Genomic DNA, 19,473 nt, shown 5'->3' with positions numbered 1-19,473 from the left:
TGCTGCTCCATGAGGAGGAACCCGACCGCCGGGGGTTTAGCGGACGGCATTCCGACATCGCCGCGGCGTACCCGCGACCACCGGGGCCGGCGACTGCACGACCGCGAGGAACCGACCACGGAGGGGGGAACCCCTACCGCGTGGGTTCGGCCGTGACCCGCTCGACATCCGCGCCGAGGTCCCGCAGGTTCTCCACGAACCGGGGGTAGCCGCGGTCGATGTGGTCGACGTCCCAGACCTCGGTGGTCCCGTCCGCGCACAGCCCGGCGAGCACGAGGCCCGCGCCCGCCCGGATGTCGCTCGCCCAGACCGGAGCGCTGGACAGCCGCTCCACACCGCGGATGACGGCGTGGTGGCCGTCCGTGCGGGCGTCCGCACCGAGCCGGACCATCTCGTCGACGAACCGGAAGCGCGCCTCGAAGACGTTCTCGGTGATCATCGAGGTGCCGTCCGCGACCGCGGTCAGGGCGATCGCCATGGGCTGCAGGTCGGTGGCGAAGCCGGGGTAGGGCAGCGTCACGAAGTCGACGGCCTGGGGACGCGCCCCGCCCATCGACACGGAGAACTCCTGCTCCCCCACGGTGGTCTCGGCCCCCGCCGAGCGCAGCTTGTCCAGGACCAGGTCGATGTGGTGCGGGTCCACGCCGCGCACGGTCACCTCGCCGCGGGTCATGCACGCGGCGAACGCCCAGGTGGCGCCGACGATCCGGTCCCCGATCACCCGGTGCTGCGTCGGCCGCAGGGACGAGACGCCGTGCACGGTCAGCGTGGACGAGCCCACGCCGTCCAGCCTGGCGCCCATCTGCTGCAGCATCACGCAGAGATCGACGATCTCCGGCTCGCGCGCCGCGTTGTCGATCACCGTGGTGCCCTCGGCGAGCACCGCGGCCATCAGGATGTTCTCGGTGGCGCCCACGCTGGGGAAGTCCAGCCAGATCTGGGCGCCGTGCAGGTCGTCCGCCTGCGCGACGACGCGGCCGTGCTCGATCTCGGTGGTCGCGCCCAGCTTGCGCAGTCCGTTGGCGTGCATGTCCAGCGGGCGGGAGCCGATGGCGTCCCCACCCGGGAGCGGCACGATCGCCTTGCGGCACCGCGCGACCAGCGGCCCCAGCACACAGACCGACGCCCGCAGCTTCGACACCGAGCGGTAGTCCGCCTGCGAGCCCGGTTCGGCGGGCACGTCGATGCGCACGGTCCCGCCGTCCACCTCGACGGTGCACCCGAGGCTGCGCAGGACGTCCGCCATCAGCGGGACGTCCAGGATCTCCGGACAGTTCGTGATCGTCGTGGTGCCCTCGGCCAGCAGCGCCGCCGCCATCAGCTTCAACACACTGTTCTTGGCCCCGACGACGTCGACGACGCCCGACAAGCGGGCCCCGCCTCGCACCGCGAAATGCTCCGTCACGAGCAGCGACGGTAGCGGTTCCGCTTCAGCGCCCGCCCTCGGGCCCGCCCGGCTGCCACAGCACGTCACCGGCCGGATTCGCACAGCGACCGAGGATGAACAGCAGGTCGGAGAGCCGGTTGAGGTACTTGGCGGTGAGCGGGTTGGTCCGTTCGGTCTTGTTCGTGCGGTCCTGCTCCAGCAGCGCCCAGACGCTGCGCTCCGCCCGGCGGGCCACTGTGCGCGCCACGTGGAGATACGCCGCGCCGGGCGTGCCGCCGGGCAGGATGAACGACGCGAGCTTGGGCAGCCCCTCGTTGAACTCGTCGCACCAGCCCTCGAGCCGGGTGATGTACCGCTCCTCGACCCTCAGGGGCGGGTACTCCGGATCGGGGACGATGGGCGCGCACAGGTCCGCCCCGACGTCGAAGAGGTCGTTCTGGACCTGCCGCAGGGGCGCCAGGAGTTCCTCGGACAGCCCGCCGACGGTGACCGCGACCCCGAGGGCGGCGTTGCACTCGTCCGTGTCCGCGTAGGCCGCCAGCCGCACGTCCGTCTTCGGGACGCGGCTGAAGTCGCCGAGGGCGGTCGTCCCGTCGTCCCCGGTCCTCGTGTAGATCCTGGTCAGGTGCACGGCCATGGGACCGACCCTAACTGGCCTGGCGGTAGCCCGGGGGTGCCGCTTCGAGCCACGCCAGGAAACCCGTCAGCACGTCGTCGCTCATCGCGAGCTCGACCTCGCGCCCCCGGCCCTCGTCCGAGGCGTCCCGGCAGCGGACGACGGAGTCGGCGAGCGGGATCGCGAAGGACTCGTTCGGCAGCGGCGGCCGCCGGTCCACGATCTCGACCTCGTTGCGGTCGATGGCCACGGTGGGGCCGAAACGGAAGCTCGTGAGCCGGTACCAGGCGAACTCGTCCCCGCGGTAGCGGGCGACGCCGAAGTGCCAGTCCGTGACGGCGAAACGGCGGCGCAGACACAGGTCCACACCGCCGCCACGCATCAGTCGGACGCGCCGTACCGCCAGCCACGCGAGCGCGAGACACACGAGCAGCAGGACCACACCGACGACGATCGCCACGGTCTCGGCCACTGCTGCTCGTGTCTCGCGTTCTCTCGGCGCTCTAGTTCGCGGCCGCGGCCTCGGCCGCTCTCAACCGGACCTCGGCCCGCTTGCGCGCGGCCACCTCGTCCGGCTCGTCGCCCGTCGCACGGCCCAGGGCCGCCTCCGCGCGCTTCACGTCGATCTCCGAGGCCTGCTCGGCGAACTCCGCGAGGATCGAGACCGTCTCCGGCCCGATCGACAGGAACCCGCCGTGCACGGCCACCGTCAGCGGCCGGCCGTCGACCGGGTCGATCCGGACGACGCCCGCCTCCTCCAGCTGGGCCAGGGTCGGCTCGTGGCCGGGCAGGATGCCCAGCTCACCCTCGGTCGTGCGGGCGAGCACGAAGCTCGCCTTGCCCGACCACAGGCGCCGCTCGACCGCGACCAGCTCCACGGTCATCTCAGCCATAGGAACTCAGCCCTCGAGCTTCTTGCGGTTCTTCTCGAGGTCCTCGAGACCACCGCAGAGGAAGAAGGCCTGCTCGGGAACGTCGTCGAACTCGCCCTTGGCGATCTTGTCGAACGCCTCGATGGTCTCCTTGAGCGGGACCGTCGAGCCCGGCTGGCCGGTGAACTGCTCGGCGACCAGCAGGTTCTGCGACAGGAAGCGCTCGATCCGCCGCGCCCGGCCGACGAGCTGCTTGTCCTCCTCGGAGAGCTCGTCGATGCCGAGGATGGCGATGATGTCCTGCAGGTCGTTGTACTTCTGCAGGATCCGCTTGATCTCGTTGGCGACGCGGAAGTGCTCCTCGCCGATGTACTGCGGGTCCAGGATCCGCGAGGTCGAGGTCAGCGGGTCCACCGCCGGGTAGATGCCCTTCTGCGAGATGGGGCGGGAGAGCTCCGTCGTCGCGTCCAGGTGGGCGAAGGTGGTGGCGGGCGCCGGGTCGGTGTAGTCGTCCGCGGGCACGTAGATCGCCTGCATCGAGGTGATCGAACGGCCGCGGGTCGAGGTGATCCGCTCCTGCAGCTCGCCCATCTCGTCCGCCAGGGTCGGCTGGTAGCCGACGGCGGACGGCATGCGGCCGAGCAGCGTGGAGACCTCGGAGCCGGCCTGGGTGAACCGGAAGATGTTATCGATGAAGAGCAGCACGTCCTGGTTCTGCTCGTCACGGAAGTACTCGGCCATGGTGAGTGCGGACAGCGCCACCCTCATACGCGTGCCCGGCGGCTCGTCCATCTGGCCGAAGACGAGCGCGGTGTCGTTGATGACGCCGGACTCGGTCATCTCCGTGATGAGGTCGTTGCCCTCACGGGTGCGCTCGCCGACCCCGGCGAACACCGACGTACCACCGAAGTTCTTGGCGACACGGGTGATCATCTCCTGGATGAGCACCGTCTTGCCGACACCGGCACCGCCGAACAGGCCGATCTTCCCACCCTGGACGTACGGGGTGAGCAGGTCGATGACCTTGATGCCGGTCTCCAGCATCTCGGTGCGACCCTCGAGCTGGTCGAAGTTCGGCGCCTTGCGGTGGATGCCCCAGAGGTCACCGGTCGGCGTGAAGTCCTTGTCGTCCAGGCACTCGCCCAGGGCGTTGAACACGTGGCCCTTGACCTGGTCGCCGACCGGGACCGAGATGGGACGGCCCAGGTCGGTGACGGCCTGGCCGCGGACGAGACCGTCCGTGGGCTGCATCGAGATGGCGCGGACCAGGTTGTCGCCGAGGTGCTGGGCGATCTCCAGGGTCAGCGTCTTCGACAGCTCGCCGAACTCGATGTCGACGGTGAGGGCGTTGTAGAGCTCCGGCACCTGGTTGCGCGGGAACTCGACGTCGACGACCGGGCCGGTGACCCGGACGACCCGGCCCACCCGGGTACCCGTGTTCGTCGGGGAATCAGCAGTGGCGGTCATCAGCTCTCACTTCCTGCGGTCACAAGAGCGTCGGCGCCACCGACGATCTCGCTGATCTCCTGGGTGATCTGTGCCTGGCGGGCCTGGTTGGCCTCCAGTGTCAGAGTACGGATCAACTCGTTCGCGTTGTCCGTCGCGGCCTTCATGGCCCGCTGGCGGTTCGCGGACTCCGACGCCGCCGACTCCAGCAGCGCGGCGAAGAGCCGGGCGCCGATGTACTTCGGCAGCAGCGCGTCGAACAGCACGTCCGCGCTCGGCTCGAAGGCGTAGAGCTGGCCGGGGCCGTCCTGCGTGGACTGCGCCGTGGTGCCGGTGGCCCCGCCGGTCTCGGTCTCCGAGGCGACGTCGCCCAGGGCGTCCCCGTCCCCGACGTACTCGACCTCCATGGGCGCCATCCGCCGCGCCTGCGGCGTCTGGGTGACCATGTTCTTGAACTGCGTGTAGACGAGGTGGAGCTCGTCGACGCCGCGGATCCCGTCCGCGCCGGGGCCCTCGTCGGTGCCGTCTCGCGAGTCGTCCGCCCCCGCCATGAACGCCGACACCAGCTCACGCGCCGCCTCGGCCGCGTTCTCGTAGCTCGGCTGCTCCGAGAACCCGGTCCACGAGGCCTCGACCTTGCGCCTGCGGAAGCGGTAGTAGCTCACGCCCTTGCGCCCGATCACGTAGAGGACCGGCTCCTTGCCCTGCTCGCGCAGGAGCGACTGGAGCTGCTCGGCCTCCTTGAGCACGCCGGCGTTGTAGCCGCCGCACTGGCCGCGGTCGCTGGTCACGACCAGCACCGCGGCCCGCTTGGCGTTCTCCCGCTCGACGAGCAGCGGGTGGTCCAGCGCCGAGTTGGAGGCCAGCTCGGTGAGCACCGCCGTCATCTGCTCGGCGTACGGCTTCGCCTCGTTGACCCGGGCCCTGGCCTTCGCGATCCGTGAGGTCGCGATGAGCTCCATGGCCCGGGTGATCTTCTTGATGGACTGCGTCGACCTGATCCGCCGCCGCAGCACACGGATCTGTGCCGCCATCGGTCCCTACCCGTCAGCTCGAAGCCGGCGCCGGCTTGTTGACCTTGACCGTCTCCTGGTCGACCTCGTCGGCCTCCAGGGCGTCGGCCTTGGCCTCCTTGACCACGGACGAGCCGTCCGAGGCCGTGAAGTCCTTCTTGAAGTCGTCGGTGGCCTTCTGCAGCCGCTCGACGTTGTCGTCCTTCAGCAGCCCGGTCTCCCGGATCTCCGACAGGATGCCGTCGTGGTTGCGGCGCACGTGCGCGAGGAACTCGCTCTCGAAGCGGCTCACGTCGCCCACCGGCACCGTGTCCAGCTGGCCGGTGGTGCCCAGCCAGATGGAGACGACCTCCTCCTCGACCGCGAAGGGCGCGTACTGGGACTGCTTGAGCAGCTCCACCAGGCGCTCACCGCGACCCAGCGCCGCGGCCGAGGCCGCGTCGAGGTCCGACCCGAAGGCCGCGAAGGCCTCCAGCTCGCGGTACTGCGACAGGTCCAGGCGCAGCGAGCCGGAGACCGCGCGCATCGCCTTGATCTGCGCCGAGCCGCCGACTCGGGAGACCGAGATGCCGACGTTGATGGCGGGCCGGACACCCTGGTTGAACAGGTCCGACTCCAGGAAGACCTGACCGTCGGTGATGGAGATGACGTTGGTCGGGATGTAGGCCGACACGTCGTTCGCCTTGGTCTCGATGATCGGCAGGCCGGTCATCGAGCCCGCGCCCAGGTCGTTCGACAGCTTGGCGCAGCGCTCCAGCAGGCGGGAGTGCAGGTAGAAGACGTCTCCCGGGTAGGCCTCGCGGCCCGGCGGGCGGCGCAGCAGCAGCGAGATCGCGCGGTAGGCCTCGGCCTGCTTGGACAGGTCGTCGAAGACGATCAGGACGTGCTTGCCCTGATACATCCAGTGCTGGCCGAGCGACGATCCGGTGTAGGGCGCGAGCCACTTGAAGCCCGCGGGGTCCGACGCGGGGGCCGCGACGATCGTCGTGTACTCCAGCGCGCCCGCGTCCTCGAGGGACTTCCGGACGCCCGCGATCGTGGAGCCCTTCTGGCCGATGGCGACGTAGATGCAGCGGACCTGCTTCTTCGGGTCGCCCGACTCCCAGTTCTGCTTCTGGTTGATGATCGTGTCGACGCAGACGGCCGTCTTGCCCGTCTTGCGGTCACCGATGATCAGCTGGCGCTGGCCCCGGCCGATCGGCGTCATGGCGTCGATGGCCTTGATGCCGGTCTGCAGCGGCTCGCGGACCTCCTGGCGGTCCATGACGCCCGCCGCCTGCAGCTCCAGGATGCGGCGGGTCTCCGCCTCGATGTCGCCGAGGCCGTCGATGGGGGTGCCCAGCGGGTCGATGACCCGGCCGAGGAAGTTGTCGCCCACGGGCACCGAGAGGATCTCGCCGGTCCGCTTCACGGACTGGCCCTCCTCGATCCCGGCGTAGTCGCCCAGGATCACGGCGCCGATCTCGCGGGCGTCCAGGTTCAGCGCGACACCCCGCACGCCGCCGTCGAACTCGAGGAGCTCGTTCGTCATCGCCGAGGGCAGGCCCTCGACGTGGGCGATGCCGTCACCGGTGTCGGAGACGTGGCCCACCTCTTCACGGGAGGTCCCGGTCTCCAGCGACGAGACGTAGCTGGAGATCGCACTCCGGATCTCCTCCGGGGAGATCGTCAGCTCTGTCATGGGGTCGTCTGTTCCTTCTCTAGAGAAAACTTCGCTGGTCAGCTGGGGATCGCCCGACGGGCGGCGGCGAGCTTCCCGCTCACGCTGCCGTCGATGACCTCGTCGCCGACCCGGATGACCATGCCGCCGAGCAGGCTCTCGTCCAGCTCGACCTGCAATGCGATCTCGCGCCCGTAGATCCGGCCGAGGGACGAGGTGAGCTGCCGCTCCTGCTGCGCGGTGAGCGCCACGGCCGTGCGCACGTACGCGACGGACCGCAGGCGGCGCGCCGCGGCCAGCTCGGCCAGCTCCTCGGCCGCGATGTCCAGGTGCCGGGACCGCGGGGTGCGGACCAGGTCGCGGAGCAGCGCGGCGGTGACGGGATAGACCTTGGTGCCGAGCACGCCGTCGAGCAGCGCGATCCGCTTGTCGGTCGGGGTGTCGGTGTCCGCGAGCAGCCCGGTGAGCTCCGGCTCGCGCTCCAGGATCCGGCCGAAGCGGAACAGCTGGTCCTCGACGTCGTCGAGGGCGCGCTGCTTCTCCGCCGCGGCCAGCAGGGCGGTCCGGGCCAGGGCCTCGGTCGCCTCCACCAGGTCCACCGGCGAGGACCAGCGGGCCCCGATCAGGTCCTCCACGCTGTCCAGCGTGGTCGCCGAGACCTTGCCGCCGAGCACGCTGCGCGCCAGCCCGGCGCGCTGCTCGGCGGAGGTGGCCGGGTCGGAGAACGCCCGCCGCAGGCCGCGCTCCGCGACCAGCAGGCGGGTGACCGAGTACAGCTCCTCGCCGAGCTTCTGCCGGTCGCCCGCGGTGAGCGGGGTGAGCCGCTCCTCGAAGCGGGCGGACACGGATTCCAGGGCTTCGCGGCTGGTGGCCGCCAGTGCGAGCGCCATCAGCGGACCCCGCCCTGCTGTGCGGCCGGGCCCATGCCCGCCAGCTCGGAGAGGAACCCGTCCACGGTGGCCGCCCGGCGGGCCGGGTCGGCCAGCTCGGCGGCCAGGATGCGCTCGGCGAGCTCTGCGGAGAGGCCGCCGATCTCCCCGCGCAGCGAGCGCTGCGCGGCCTCACGCTGGGCCACGACCTGCTGCTCGGCCTGCGCACGGATGCGCGCGGCCTCCTCCTCGGCCTCGGCCCGGAGCTCGACCTTGATCTGCTGGCCGTCCGCCCGGGCGTCGTCTCGGATGCGGGCCGTCTCGGCCCGGACCCCGTCGAGCCGCTCCTGGGCGCGCTTCTTCTCCGCCTCGGCCTCGGCCTCGGCCTGCTCGGCGCGCTTGAGCCCACTCGAGATCTTCTCGGTCGCCGCCGCGTAGCTCTTGTCGAGCGTCGGCTTGCCCGCCCTGACGAGGAGCCAGACGAGCAGCGCGAAGGCGATGAGACCGACGATGATCTCGACGGTGTGTGGCAGGAGCGGGTCGAGCTCCCCCTCCGCAGCCAGAACAATCATGGGTGTGTGCTCCTCCGCCTACGACCCGGGTACGGGATCGATCAGGCCTGGAGGGCGAACGCGAGCACCAGGCCCAGGATCGCCAGCGCCTCGGAGAGCGCGAAGCCGATGAACGCGATGCCCTGCAGCTGGCCGCGGGCCTCCGGCTGGCGGGCCACGCCGTTGATGAACGCGGCGAAGACGATACCGACGCCGATACCGGGGCCGATGGCCGAGAGGCCGTAACCGATGGTGTTGAGGTTACCGACGATGTTCACGGTTACCGCTTTCCTTTCGATGCGGGCCGCGGACTGTCCGCGGATCCGAGGGGTCTGAGACGGGGGGCTGCTAGTGGTCGTCCGCGAGGACGGTGCCGATGTACGACGCCGTCAGCATCACGAAGATGTACGCCTGGACCACCTGGATGAACGCCTCGAAGAACGTGAAGACGATGCCCATCAGGAAGGCGAAGGGCGAGAGGATCTTCAGCGTGATGCTGTCCGCGACGACGAGCATGTACTCGCCACCCAGGATGAACAGCACCAGCAGCAGGTGGCCTGCGAACATGTTGCCGAACAGTCGCAGCGACAGCGTGACGGGCCGCAGGATGATGTTCGACAGGAACTCGATCGGCGTGAGGATGATCCGCACCCACCACGGCACGTCCGGGGGCCAGGTCGAGATCCGCATGTACCCGCCGAAGCCGTGGTGCTTGACGCCGACGTAGGTGAAGACGATCCACACCAGCCCCGCCAGCGCGTAGGGCACGCCCGGGTGGGAGAACGTGGGGAACTGCAGGAACGGGATGATCCCGAACAGGTTGTTCACCAGCACGAACGCGAACAGTGCGGTCAGGAACGGGACGTACTTGACGAACTCCGGCCCGATCATGTCGCGGGCGACGGTGTTGCGGACGATCCCGTGGAAGGACTCGCCGAGGAACTGGGCCCTGCCGGGAACCAGCTGCATCCGACTGGTCGCCACTCGGAACAGCACGACGATGATGATCGCCGCGAGAACGAGCTGCAGGACCGGCTTCGTGACGTCGCCGAAAAGCGGCGGCAGCTGGAAGGCGTCGACCCCGGGCGCCTCGAAACCCGGTGCCGGGGCGGTGGCCGTCGTGGTCACCCAAATGCTCCTTTCGGTTCTGCAGGCGCGGGCGCCCGGCAGAATCGAGACGATCAGGACTTAACGTACCTGACGTAGATCAAGTACATCGAGGCCGCCGCTCCGGCCAGCAAGCCGGCCACGGTGAAGCCCCGTAGGTCGAACAGTTGGTCCACGCCCCACCCGATCGCCCCGAAGAGGAGGATCCCGGTCAGGAGGTGCGACAGAGCGGTCCAGGCCTCGGCGGGCGGCGGCGTCCGGTCCGGCTTCTGCTCGCCGGGCGCGCCGCTGCCCACCTCGCGCGGCTGTTCCTGCTCCATCGGAACGGACCCTATCAGCCGGGTTACGCCCCACTTACCCGGTACGACCTGCCGTGACGACCCGTCGACGCCCGATCCTCACCGTCCGACACCCCGAACAGCGTCCGACGTCGCTCTATCGCCTGTAGAAGTTCCCGAACTCGTGTGACCCAGATCGCTTTGAGACCGCGATCACGGACAGAAAGGACGTTGCGGACAGCATCCGGAACTTCACTCGTTCAGCCCAACGAGTGAGACGTCAGACGTCCACCGACGGCGCCTTGGCCCGCACGAACCCGATGGACTCCCCCGCGATCCAGGCCAGGGTGACACCCAGCAGCGAGAAGGCGAAGGTCTGGTTGTCGAACAGGTCCGTGCCCCGGAAGACGATCAGGAACACCAGCAGCACCACGAACTTGCCCGCGAACGAGGCCATCGCGCCGACCATCACCCCGCCCGGGGTGGCCCGCGCGGTCGCCTTCATGACCCCGGTGCCGACGAACCCGAGCCCCAGCCCGATCACCACCCCGATCACGCTGCCGACGAGCCCCGACGTGCCCCGCAGCACCAGGCTCAGGACCAGCGCGACCACCGCGACCGCCACGCCCGCGATCACGGCGTTGCGCTGCATCGCCGCGGCGAGCCGCAGGACGGTCTTCACGTGCGGCGCGTCCTGCGGGGCAGGTGTCGGCTCGTTCTCGGGGGTACTCATGCGAGCGTCATCTCCGCGGTCGGGCCCCGGGCCGTGGTGGGCCTGCGGGGCCGGTGGCTCCGGTGGTTCCGGCGCGGGCACGGCCGATCGTGCGGGCCCGCGGCACCGCGGTGGCCAGCACCGCCACACCCAGGCCGAACGCGACCGCCCACAACACGAACACCGGATCGTCGATCAGGGCGAGGGCCACCGCGCCGAACGCGAGGATCCCCGCCCACAGGTAGATCAGCAACACCGCGCGGCGCTGGCTGTGCCCGATCTCCAGCAGCCGGTGGTGCAGGTGCATCTTGTCAGGCGAGAACGGGCTCATCCCGGCCCGGGTGCGCCGCACGACCGCCATGAGCAGGTCCAACATCGGCACGAAGGCCACCGCGAGCAGCACGATCAGCGGGGCCAGCAGGGCCAGGAAGTCCGACCCGTCCGCGTCCGTGTTGACGATCTTGCCCGACGCGCTCGTGGTCGCCGCGGCGAGCAGCAGCCCGATCAGCATCGAGCCGGAGTCCCCCATGAAGATGCGGGACGGGTTGAAGTTGTGCGGCAGGAACCCCAGACAGGCCCCGGCCAGCACGGACGCGATGAGGGCGGGCGGGTAGGCGTTGGCGTCGTTGCCGTTCTGCTGGACCAGCCCGATCGCGAAGGCGCAGGTGGCGGTGGCGGCGATCAGGCCGATGCCCGCCGCGAGCCCGTCCAGCCCGTCCACGAAGTTCATGGCGTTGACCAGGGCGACGGTCAGCACCACGGTGAGCACGACGCCCTGCTCCGCCCCGAGGACCAGCGTGGATCCCGAGATCCCCGAGCCCCCGCCGCCCCAGGGGATCCAGAACATCGAGAACTGCACGCCGAACAGCACCAGCACCCCGGCGGCGGTGACCTGTCCCGCGGCCTTGGTGATGGCGTCGAGCTCGTAGCGGTCGTCCAGGGCGCCCACCGCGACCAGCAACGCGGCCGCGAGGAGCACGCCCTGGACGTCACGCGAGTAGTCGAAGGCCAGCCGCAGCGCCGGCAGCTGCGCGGCCAGCCCGACCCCGGCGAGCACCCCGCCGAACATCGCCAGGCCGCCCCAGCGCGGGGTGGGCGTGACGTGCACGTCCCGCCCCCGCGGCCAGGCCACCGCGCCGAGCCGCAGGGCGAGCACGCGGACGAGCCCGACCAGCAGGAACGTGACGACGGCGGCCGTGAGCCCGACCAGCAGGTACTCCCGGATCGGGAGCCCGAGGCCGAAGCTCGACTGGGCCAGGGTCACTTAGCGAGCGTAGGCCGGAACCCGGGCGACCAGGGCGGAGACGCGCTCCGCGACGTCCACCAGCTCGCGGTCCCCCGCGGGCGTGCCGTGCTCGGCCTTGACCGCGCGGGCCAGCAGGGTCGCGATCTCGGCCATGTCCGTCTCGACCATGCCCTGCGTGGTGGTGCTGGGCGAGCCGACCCGGATGCCGGACGGCTTCATCGGCGGGGCCGGGTCGTACGGGATCGCGTTCTTGTTCAGCGTGATCCGCGCCAGGTCGGAGCGGGCCTCGGCCTCGCTGCCGGTGACGCCGATGGGCCGCAGGTCGATCAGCGCCAGGTGGGTGTCCGTGCCGCCGGAGACCGCCCGCATGCCCTCGGCCTCGAGGCCCTTCGCCAGCGCCTGGGCGTTCGCGATGACCTGGGCGGCGTAGGCCTGGTACTCCGGCTGCGCCGCCTCCTTCATCGCGACGGCCTTGGCGGCGACCGCGTGCATCAGCGGCCCACCCTGGGAGAACGGGAAGACGGCCTTGTCGATCGCCTTCGCGTGCTCGGCGCGGGTGAGGATCATGCCGCCGCGCGGGCCGCGCAGGACCTTGTGCGTGGTGGCCGTGACGACGTCCGCGAACGGCACCGGCGACGGGATCGCCTTGCCCGCGACCAGGCCGATGAAGTGTGCCGCGTCCACCATGAGCTTGGCGCCGACCTCGTCCGCGATCTCGCGGAACAGGGCGAAGTCGATGAGCCGGGGGTACGCGGTGGCGCCCGCGATGATGATCTTCGGCCGGTGCTCGCGGGCCAGGTCGCGGACCTGGTCGTAGTCGATGAGCTCGGAGTCCTCGCGGACGGTGTAGCTGACGGCGTTGAACCACAGGCCGGAGAAGTTGACCTTCGAGCCGTGGGTCAGGTGCCCACCCTGCTTGAGGTCCATCGCCAGCACGGTGTCGCCCGGCTTGGCGAAGGCGGCGTAGGCGGCGAGGTTCGCGCTCGCGCCGGAGTGCGGCTGCAGGTTGACGTGCTCGGCGCCGAAGAGCTCCTTCGTGCGCGCGTTGCCGATCTCCTCGGCGACGTCGACGACCTGGCAGCCGCCGTAGTACCGACGCCCCGGGTAGCCCTCGGCGTACTTGTTCGACAGCGTGGACCCCAGCGCCGCCAGGACGGCCGGGCTGGTCAGGTTCTCGCTGGCGATGAGCTGCAGTCCGCCGCGCAGGCGCTCCAGCTCGTCGAGGACGACACCGGCGATCTCCGGGTCCTCCTGCTGCAGGGCCCCGAAGTCCGGGCCCCAGAACGGAGTGGTTTCGCTGCGCTCGCTCACGAGGGACCAGGCTACCTGCGGGTTCCTTCGGGGTGGACGAGGACCCGGTCACACGCTCCGGATCAGTGCTCGCGGTTGTGCTCATTGCTCTCGTTCGGCGATACTCCACCGATGACCGCTCCACGATCGGCGCCCCGCACCGCCCGCGCCCGGGTGCGCGCCCAGCTGACGGCCGAGATCGTCGAGGTGGCGCGGGCGCACCTCGCCACCTCCGGCGCTGCCCAGCTGTCGCTGCGCGCGGTGGCCCGCGAGCTGGGGATGGTGTCGTCGGCGGTCTACCGGTACTTCCCCTCGCGGGACGACCTGCTCACCGCCCTGATCGTGGAGGGGTACGACGCGCTGGGCTCGGCTGTCGAAGGAGCCGCGGCCTCGGGCTCGCTGCAGGAGCGTTGGCACGCCGCGTGTGCGGCGGCGCGGTCGTGGGCGCTGGCGCACCCCCACGAGTACGCCCTGCTCTACGGCTCCCCGGTCCCCGGGTACCAGGCCCCGGCGGACACGATCGCCCCCGCGGGACGGGTGGCGGTGGTGCTGGCGGAACTGGTGCGGGAGGGCATCGCGTCGGGCGAGCTGACCCCGCCCCCCGGCGACTCCGCGGCGGTGAACACCGAGCTGGTGGCGGAGCTCGGCCTCCCGGTGGACACGAGCGTCGGGAGCGCGCTGGTCCAGGCCTGGAGCTCGCTCTTCGGCGCGATCAGCTTCGAGCTCTTCGGCCACACCCACAACGTGGTGCTGGACCACGAGAGGCACTTCCACCAGGTGGTGACCCGCCTGGCGGCCGAGGTGGGCCTCTCCCCCGGGTGATCAGCCCAGGGGGACGTCCTGGCCGATGACCTCGCTCACCATCGCCCGGGTGATCTCGCCCTCCCGGAGGATGCGGGGGGCCTTTCCGGTCAGGTCGACGATGGTGCTCGCGACCGGGGCGCCGCTGGGGCCGCCGTCGAGGTACACCCCGACCTTGTCGGAGAGCTGGTCGAGCGCCTCCTGCGCGTTCGACGCGGGGGGCCGCCCGGAGATGTTCGCGCTGCTCACGGCCATCGGCCCGACGTCTCGCAGCAGCTCGAGCGCCACCGGGTGCAGCGGCATCCGGAGCATCACGGTGCCCTTGGTGGAGCCCAGGTCCCAGGCCAGCGACGGGGCGTGCGGCAGCACGATGGACAGCCCGCCCGGCCAGAACGCCTCGATCAGCGACCGGGCGGTGGCGGGGACCCCGAGCACCAGCCCGTCGATCGTGGACCAGGAGCCGACGAGCACCGGCACCGGCATGTCCGGGCCGCGGTGCTTGGCGGCCAGCAGGGAGCGGACGGCGGTGGCGGAGAACGCGTCGCAGCCCAGGCCGTACACGGTGTCGGTCGGCAGGACGACCAACCTGCCCGCGCGCACGGCCTGCGCGGCGGCGGTCAGCCCCTCGACGCGGGTGTCGGGGTCCGAACAGTCGTAGAGGGGTGCGGCCGGAGCAGTCACGACCGGCACCCTACGACCGCCCCTCCCCCGCCCCGTCCGCACCCCACCCGCGCGGGTCCGGAGCTCAGCTCGGAGCCTGGGCCCGCCGGGCGGTCGCGAAACGGGGCCTGCCCGCGAGGTCGGTGTGAGCCTCGACGTCGGTGAGGACCCGACGGCGTCTCATCAGGGCGGGGACGGCCTCGGCGTGGGTGTCGTCGTGCTCGATCGCGAGCCCACCGCCGTGGCGCAGCATGGTCGCCGCCGCCGCGATGACGGCCGGGACCAGCGCCAACCCGTCCGGCCCGCCGAAGACCGCCACCGCCGGGTCCCACTCGGACACCTCGGGCGGGACCGGCGTCCCGTCCGGCACGTACGGCGGGTTGCAGACGACGAGGTCGACCCGCGCCTCGAGCTCGGGGAGCAGGTCGGGCCGCCGGACGTCGTCGGCGTGCAGGACCACCCGGTCCCCGTGGGCCGCGATGTTGCGCCGGGCCCAGGTCAGGGCGCCCGGATCCTTCTCGACGGCGTGCACCCGCGCGTCCGGCCGGGCGGCGGCGAAGGCCAGCGCCAACGCGGCCGACCCGGTACACAGGTCCACCACCAGCGGGTTCTCGACGCCCACCAGCTCCTTGAGCCCCCACTCCAGCAGCAGCTCGGTCTCCGGCCGCGGCGTGAACACCCCCGGCCCGACCGCCACCTCGACGGGCCCGAGCACGGCGGTCCCGAGGATGTGCTGCAACGGCTCGCGGGTCGTCCGCCGCGCGACCATCTCCTGCAGCGTCGTGACCTGCGCCGGGTCGACGAGCGGGCGCAGCATCAGCTGCGAGCGCGGCACCCCGACGACGTGCGCCGCGAGGAACTCCGCCTCGACCCGCGCCGAGTCGATTCCGGCCGCGACCAGCGCCCGCTCGGCCTCCGCGATCGCCACGCGCAGCGGAAGACGGGTCACGGACGACTCGCGGACGCGGGGACGCGCGCACTCGGAACGGTCGCCTCGGGCGGACGACTCGCGCGGCGCCGAGCGGACGCCGCGGGGGTGTCGAGGAGGGTCACCGCCCGGCCTCGGACGCCGCCAGCGACTCCGCGCGCTCGGCGGACTGCAGGGCCGCGACGACGTCGTCCAGCTCGCCGTCCAGGACGGTGGACAGGTTGTGGGCCTTGTAGCCGACCCGGTGGTCGGAGATGCGGTTCTCCGGGTAGTTGTACGTGCGGATCCGCTCGGAGCGGTCCACCGTCCTGACCTGGGACTTCCGCTCCGCCGACGCCACCGCGGCCTGCTCGGCCTCGTGCAGCGCCTGCAGCCGGGACCGCAGCACCTCCATGGCGCGCGCCTTGTTCTGCAGCTGCGACCGCTCGTTCTGGCAGCTCGCGACGATCCCGGTCGGCAGGTGGGTGATCCGCACCGCCGAGTCCGTGGTGTTGACCGACTGCCCGCCGTGCCCGGAGGACCGGTAGACGTCCACTCGGAGGTCGTTCTCGTCGATCTCGACCTCGGCGTCCTCCCCCGTGTCCGGGTAGACGAGCACGCCGGCGGCGGAGGTGTGGATGCGGCCCTGCGACTCGGTGACCGGCACCCGCTGCACGCGGTGGACGCCGCCCTCGAACTTCAACGCCGACCAGACACCGTCCGGGGTGGGCGTCCTGGAGCGGAGCAGCAGGGTGATGTCCTTGTAGCCGCCCAGGTCCGAGTCGACGGCGTCGAGCACCTCGACCTTCCAGCCGCGGCGTTCGGCGAACCGGCTGTACATCCGCACGAGGTCGCCCGCGAACAGGGCGGACTCCTCGCCGCCCTCGCCGGACTTGACCTCCATGACGACGTCGTCGCCGTCGTGCGGGTCGCGGGGCACCAGCAGCTCGGCGAGCCGGGACTCGAGGCCGGGGATCCGGGCGGCGAGGTCGGAGGCCTCGGCGGCGAACGACGGGTCCTCCGCGGCGAGCTCACGGGCGGCGGCCTCGTCGGAGCGGGCGGCGGCGAGCTCGCGGGCGACGGCGACGGTCGGGCCGAGCTCGGCGTACCGGCGGCCGAGCTTGCGCGCGACCGCGGGGTCGGCGTGCACGGCCGGGTCGGCCAGGCGCGTCTCCAGCTCGACGTACTCGTCGACGAGCGCGTCCACCGCACCCGCGGGGCTGCTGCTCACCGCCATCGTCCTGCTCCCGTTCTGGATCGTGTCCGACTCGCGTGTCGGAAGTGGGGGACTCGCGTGTCGAGAGTGTGGGACTCGCGGGGTCGGGCTCGCGGGTCGGCCGTACATGCGAACGGCGCCCGGCCCCTCCGGAGAGGGGGCGGGCGCCGTCGGGGGTGCTAGTTGGCGGCCTTGCGCTTGCCGTAGCGCGCCTCGAAGCGGGCGACGCGGCCACCGGAGTCCAGGATCCGCTGCTTGCCCGTGTAGAAGGGGTGGCACGCCGAGCAGGTCTCGACGGTCAGGGCCTCGCCCCGGTGGGTGCTGCGGGTGGAGAAGCTGTTGCCGCAGCTGCAGGTGACCTGGGTCGCCGTGTACTGCGGGTGGATGCCCTCGCGCATGGGGGTGTTTCCTCTCGAGAAGTCGACCGCCGGGTCCTGCGGAACAGGTGAACCGGTGTCGTATGCGTGACGGTCCATTGAACCACCCGGGCCCGGCGGAGATTCCCACCGGGCCCGGGGAGCGGCTCAGTCGTCGTTGGTGAGGCTCCCCGGCGTGGTCTTCTGGACCTGCATGAGGAACTCGATGTTGGTGCGGGTCTTGCGGAGCTGCCCGAGGACCAGCTCGATCGCCTGCTGGTGGTCCAGCGCGGCCAGCACCCGGCGGAGCTTGACGCTCACCGCGAACTCGTCCGCGGACATGAGCAGCTCCTCCTTGCGGGTGCTGGACGCGTCCACGTCCACCGCCGGGAAGATCCGCTTGTCGGCCAGCTTGCGGTCCAGCTTGAGCTCGGCGTTGCCGGTGCCCTTGAACTCCTCGAAGATCACCGTGTCCATCGTCGACCCGGTCTCGACCAGGGCGGACGCGAAGATGGTGAGCGAGCCGCCGTCCTCGATGTTGCGCGCCGCGCCGAGGAAGCGCTTCGGCGGGTAGAGGGCGGTCGAGTCCACACCACCGGACAGGATCCGGCCCGAGGCGGGCGCGGCCAGGTTGTAGGCCCGGCCGAGGCGGGTGATCGAGTCCAGCAGCACGACGACGTCGTGTCCCAGCTCGACGAGCCGCTTCGCCCGTTCGATCGCCAGCTCGGCGACCGCGGTGTGGTCCGACGGCGGGCGGTCGAAGGTCGAGGCGATGACCTCGCCCTTCACCGACCGCTGCATGTCGGTGACCTCCTCCGGCCGCTCGTCGACCAGGACGACCATGAGGTGGCACTCGGGGTTGTTCGTGGTGATCGCGTTGGCGATCGCCTGCATGATCATGGTCTTGCCCGCCTTGGGCGGCGACACGATCAGCGCGCGCTGCCCCTTGCCGACGGGCATGACCAGGTCGATGACCCGGGTGGTGAGCTTCGACGGCTCGGTCTCCAGGCGCAGGCGCTCGTTCGGGTAGAGCGGCGTGAGCTTGGTGAACTCGGGCCGGTCCTTCCCCGACTCCGGGTCCCGCCCGTTGATCGAGTCGATGCGCACCAGCGGGTTGAACTTCTGCCGCTGCTGCTCGCCCTCGCGGGGCTGGCGGACGGCGCCGGTGATCGCGTCGCCGCGGCGCAGACCGTGCTTGCGGACCATCGACAGCGAGACGTAGACGTCGTTCGGGCCGGACAGGTAGCCGGTGGTCCGGACGAAGGCGTAGTTGTCCAGGATGTCGACGATGCCCGCCACGGGGAGCAGGACGTCGTCCTCCCGCACCTCGGTGTCGACGTTGCGGTCACCGCCACCGCCGGTGGTGCGCTCGTTGCGGTCCCGGCCGCGCCTGCGGTCCCGGTAGCGGCGGCCGCGGCGGCCGCGGCCGTCACCGTCGTCGTCCAGGTCGTCGTCCCGGTCGTCTCCCCGCAGGTCGTTCCGCGGGTCGGTGCGGACGTCGTTGCGGGTGTCCGGGCGGTTGTCGCGCGGACCGTCCCCGCGGGGGGAGTCCGTGCGCGGGTTCCGCTCGTCCACCCGGCCGTTGCGGCCGCCGTCCCGGTTGTTCCGGTTGCGGTTGCGGTTGCGGCCCTCGCCCTCCTGGGCGCGGTCCGAGGGGCCGACGGACGCGGCGACGGCGTCCAGCGTGTCCGACTGCTCGCCACCCCGCTCGCGACGGCGGGTCTGCCTGCGGCGCCCCTCCCCCTCGCCGGAGTCCGACGCGTCCGCGCTCTCCGGCGCGGCGGGGGCCTCGGACGCGTGCCCGTTGACCTGCCCGTTCGTCTCGGAGGCGGCCGGCGCGGGGGTGTCGGCGGGCTGCGGGTCCGGAGCGCCCGCGGGCCTGCTGGCCGCCCGACGGCGGCGGGTCGGCTTCTCCGGCGCGGCCTCGGCGGCCTGCGGCTCGGCAGGCGCCTCCGCGGGCGCGGCCGGAGAGCTCTCGGCGACCTCGGCGGCTTCGGTGGCCGCGGCCGCCTTGGGGCGGCGGGCGGTCCGCCGCGCGGGCGCCTCGGTCTCGGTGACCGACTCGGCCGTGTCCAGCGGGAGCTGGTCGGCATCCGCCGACGCGGCCCGGCGCGTGGTGCGCTTGGCGGGGGCGGAGACGCCGCCGCCCTGGCGCTCCTTGATGGCGGCGATGAGATCGCCCTTCCGCATCCCGGCGATGTCCGGGATGTTCAGCTCCCCGGCGAGCTGCCGCAGGTCGGCGAGGACCATTCCGGACAGGCCACCGCGCTTGCGGGGCGCCGACTCGGTGCCGGGGGGAGTGCTGACGAGATCGGTCTCGCTCACGAAGTTCCTTCCTGACCGGCCCACGGACTTCTTCCGGGAGACCAGCGGATTTCCACACGTCACACCCGGCTGCTCGCCGGGCTACGAGCGCCGAGGCGGCAGGAGGTGAGAGCCGCCCGAGGCGATGTGCAGGGGCGGCGACCAGTGCGACGGTCGCGGGG

21 protein-coding genes are annotated in these 19,473 nt (G+C 71.5%); 1 reads left to right on the top strand and 20 read right to left on the bottom strand.

The window, feature by feature from the left end; all coding sequences use genetic code 11:
- Window positions 1-133 precede the first annotated feature (133 nt).
- From murA to ABD993_RS05250, 15 genes are all read right to left on the bottom strand, one after another.
- Complete coding sequence (murA, locus tag ABD993_RS05320) at window positions 134-1,405, bottom strand: UDP-N-acetylglucosamine 1-carboxyvinyltransferase (protein WP_345413282.1); 1,272 nt, start codon at window positions 1,403-1,405, stop codon at window positions 134-136.
- 25 nt (window positions 1,406-1,430) lie between these two features.
- Window positions 1,431-2,024 (bottom strand): cob(I)yrinic acid a,c-diamide adenosyltransferase, encoded by a 594-nt coding sequence (locus ABD993_RS05315; protein WP_345413279.1) that lies wholly within the window; start codon window positions 2,022-2,024, stop codon window positions 1,431-1,433.
- Between the two features lie 10 nt (window positions 2,025-2,034).
- Window positions 2,035-2,475 carry a DUF2550 domain-containing protein gene (locus ABD993_RS05310; RefSeq protein WP_345413278.1) on the bottom strand — a complete coding sequence of 147 codons (441 nt, stop codon included), beginning with the start codon at window positions 2,473-2,475 and terminating at the stop codon, window positions 2,035-2,037.
- Window positions 2,476-2,506: 31 nt separating this feature from the next.
- Window positions 2,507-2,896 (bottom strand): F0F1 ATP synthase subunit epsilon, encoded by a 390-nt coding sequence (locus ABD993_RS05305; protein WP_345413277.1) that lies wholly within the window; start codon window positions 2,894-2,896, stop codon window positions 2,507-2,509.
- Window positions 2,897-2,902: 6 nt separating this feature from the next.
- Window positions 2,903-4,342, bottom strand: a complete 1,440-nt coding sequence (gene atpD, locus ABD993_RS05300; protein ID WP_345413274.1) for a F0F1 ATP synthase subunit beta — start codon at window positions 4,340-4,342, stop codon at window positions 2,903-2,905.
- On the bottom strand, window positions 4,342-5,355 hold the full coding sequence (locus ABD993_RS05295; RefSeq protein WP_345413272.1) for a F0F1 ATP synthase subunit gamma: 1,014 nt from the start codon (window positions 5,353-5,355) through the stop codon (window positions 4,342-4,344). The genes atpD and ABD993_RS05295 overlap by 1 nt, the downstream gene beginning before the upstream one ends.
- Window positions 5,356-5,368: 13 nt before the next feature.
- Window positions 5,369-7,015, bottom strand: a complete 1,647-nt coding sequence (gene atpA / locus ABD993_RS05290) for a F0F1 ATP synthase subunit alpha (protein WP_345413270.1) — start codon at window positions 7,013-7,015, stop codon at window positions 5,369-5,371.
- A gap of 38 nt (window positions 7,016-7,053) precedes the next feature.
- Window positions 7,054-7,884: a F0F1 ATP synthase subunit delta gene (locus tag ABD993_RS05285; RefSeq protein ID WP_345413269.1), complete on the bottom strand. Its 831-nt coding sequence runs from the start codon at window positions 7,882-7,884 to the stop codon at window positions 7,054-7,056.
- Window positions 7,884-8,435, bottom strand: a complete 552-nt coding sequence (atpF, locus tag ABD993_RS05280; RefSeq protein ID WP_345413267.1) for a F0F1 ATP synthase subunit B — start codon at window positions 8,433-8,435, stop codon at window positions 7,884-7,886. Before atpF ends, ABD993_RS05285 begins: the two co-directional genes overlap by 1 nt.
- Before the next feature lie 41 nt (window positions 8,436-8,476).
- Window positions 8,477-8,692, bottom strand: coding sequence for an ATP synthase F0 subunit C (atpE, locus tag ABD993_RS05275; RefSeq protein WP_345413265.1), 216 nt, complete (start codon window positions 8,690-8,692; stop codon window positions 8,477-8,479).
- A 70-nt stretch (window positions 8,693-8,762) separates the two neighbouring features.
- Window positions 8,763-9,542: a F0F1 ATP synthase subunit A gene (atpB, locus tag ABD993_RS05270; protein WP_345413264.1), complete on the bottom strand. Its 780-nt coding sequence runs from the start codon at window positions 9,540-9,542 to the stop codon at window positions 8,763-8,765.
- Window positions 9,543-9,595: 53 nt separating this feature from the next.
- Window positions 9,596-9,841, bottom strand: coding sequence for an AtpZ/AtpI family protein (locus ABD993_RS05265; protein ID WP_345413262.1), 246 nt, complete (start codon window positions 9,839-9,841; stop codon window positions 9,596-9,598).
- A 238-nt stretch (window positions 9,842-10,079) separates the two neighbouring features.
- Window positions 10,080-10,532, bottom strand: a complete 453-nt coding sequence (locus tag ABD993_RS05260; RefSeq protein ID WP_345413260.1) for a Cg1360 family ATP-synthase-associated protein — start codon at window positions 10,530-10,532, stop codon at window positions 10,080-10,082.
- 7 nt (window positions 10,533-10,539) lie between these two features.
- Entirely contained in the window at window positions 10,540-11,775 is a 1,236-nt protein-coding gene (locus tag ABD993_RS05255) for a glycosyltransferase family 4 protein (RefSeq protein WP_345413258.1), read from the bottom strand.
- Entirely contained in the window at window positions 11,776-13,068 is a 1,293-nt protein-coding gene (locus ABD993_RS05250) for a serine hydroxymethyltransferase (protein ID WP_345413257.1), read from the bottom strand.
- Window positions 13,069-13,179: 111 nt separating this feature from the next.
- Between ABD993_RS05250 and ABD993_RS05245 the strand changes: the two genes are divergently transcribed.
- Complete coding sequence (locus ABD993_RS05245) at window positions 13,180-13,869, top strand: TetR/AcrR family transcriptional regulator (protein WP_345413255.1); 690 nt, start codon at window positions 13,180-13,182, stop codon at window positions 13,867-13,869.
- On the opposite strand, the gene ABD993_RS05240 is transcribed toward ABD993_RS05245, so the two are convergent.
- The 5 genes from ABD993_RS05240 to rho form a co-directional block, all read right to left on the bottom strand.
- The gene (locus ABD993_RS05240; RefSeq protein ID WP_345413254.1) at window positions 13,870-14,529 is read right to left on the bottom strand and encodes an L-threonylcarbamoyladenylate synthase; all 660 of its coding nucleotides are present in this window, start codon (window positions 14,527-14,529) and stop codon (window positions 13,870-13,872) included.
- Between the two features lie 64 nt (window positions 14,530-14,593).
- Entirely contained in the window at window positions 14,594-15,457 is an 864-nt protein-coding gene (prmC, locus tag ABD993_RS05235) for a peptide chain release factor N(5)-glutamine methyltransferase (RefSeq protein ID WP_345413253.1), read from the bottom strand.
- A gap of 100 nt (window positions 15,458-15,557) precedes the next feature.
- The gene (prfA, locus tag ABD993_RS05230; RefSeq protein ID WP_345413251.1) at window positions 15,558-16,646 is read right to left on the bottom strand and encodes a peptide chain release factor 1; all 1,089 of its coding nucleotides are present in this window, start codon (window positions 16,644-16,646) and stop codon (window positions 15,558-15,560) included.
- A 164-nt stretch (window positions 16,647-16,810) separates the two neighbouring features.
- Window positions 16,811-17,029 carry a 50S ribosomal protein L31 gene (rpmE, locus tag ABD993_RS05225; protein WP_345413250.1) on the bottom strand — a complete coding sequence of 73 codons (219 nt, stop codon included), beginning with the start codon at window positions 17,027-17,029 and terminating at the stop codon, window positions 16,811-16,813.
- A 126-nt stretch (window positions 17,030-17,155) separates the two neighbouring features.
- Entirely contained in the window at window positions 17,156-19,312 is a 2,157-nt protein-coding gene (gene rho, locus ABD993_RS05220; RefSeq protein ID WP_425568895.1) for a transcription termination factor Rho, read from the bottom strand.
- Window positions 19,313-19,473: the final 161 nt, after the last annotated feature.

It is taken from the genome of Pseudonocardia xishanensis, from assembly GCF_039541715.1.
Taxonomy (GTDB): domain Bacteria; phylum Actinomycetota; class Actinomycetes; order Mycobacteriales; family Pseudonocardiaceae; genus Pseudonocardia; species Pseudonocardia xishanensis.
Note: the sequence above shows the minus strand (reverse complement) of the source record. Positions and strands in the feature narration are given on the sequence as shown.

What these genes read in the sequence shown, in the direction of transcription:
- ABD993_RS05260 (WP_345413260.1), bottom strand. Translation starts at nt 10,532, where the DNA reads ATGAGTACCCCCGAGAACGAGCCGACACCTGCCCCGCAGGACGCGCCG.
- atpD (WP_345413274.1), bottom strand. Translation starts at nt 4,342, where the DNA reads ATGACCGCCACTGCTGATTCCCCGACGAACACGGGTACCCGGGTGGGC.
- ABD993_RS05245 (WP_345413255.1), top strand. Translation starts at nt 13,180, where the DNA reads ATGACCGCTCCACGATCGGCGCCCCGCACCGCCCGCGCCCGGGTGCGC.
- atpF (WP_345413267.1), bottom strand. Translation starts at nt 8,435, where the DNA reads ATGATTGTTCTGGCTGCGGAGGGGGAGCTCGACCCGCTCCTGCCACAC.
- ABD993_RS05265 (WP_345413262.1), bottom strand. Translation starts at nt 9,841, where the DNA reads ATGGAGCAGGAACAGCCGCGCGAGGTGGGCAGCGGCGCGCCCGGCGAG.
- ABD993_RS05285 (WP_345413269.1), bottom strand. Translation starts at nt 7,884, where the DNA reads ATGGCGCTCGCACTGGCGGCCACCAGCCGCGAAGCCCTGGAATCCGTG.
- ABD993_RS05305 (WP_345413277.1), bottom strand. Translation starts at nt 2,896, where the DNA reads ATGGCTGAGATGACCGTGGAGCTGGTCGCGGTCGAGCGGCGCCTGTGG.
- atpA (WP_345413270.1), bottom strand. Translation starts at nt 7,015, where the DNA reads ATGACAGAGCTGACGATCTCCCCGGAGGAGATCCGGAGTGCGATCTCC.
- ABD993_RS05295 (WP_345413272.1), bottom strand. Translation starts at nt 5,355, where the DNA reads ATGGCGGCACAGATCCGTGTGCTGCGGCGGCGGATCAGGTCGACGCAG.
- rpmE (WP_345413250.1), bottom strand. Translation starts at nt 17,029, where the DNA reads ATGCGCGAGGGCATCCACCCGCAGTACACGGCGACCCAGGTCACCTGC.
- ABD993_RS05315 (WP_345413279.1), bottom strand. Translation starts at nt 2,024, where the DNA reads ATGGCCGTGCACCTGACCAGGATCTACACGAGGACCGGGGACGACGGG.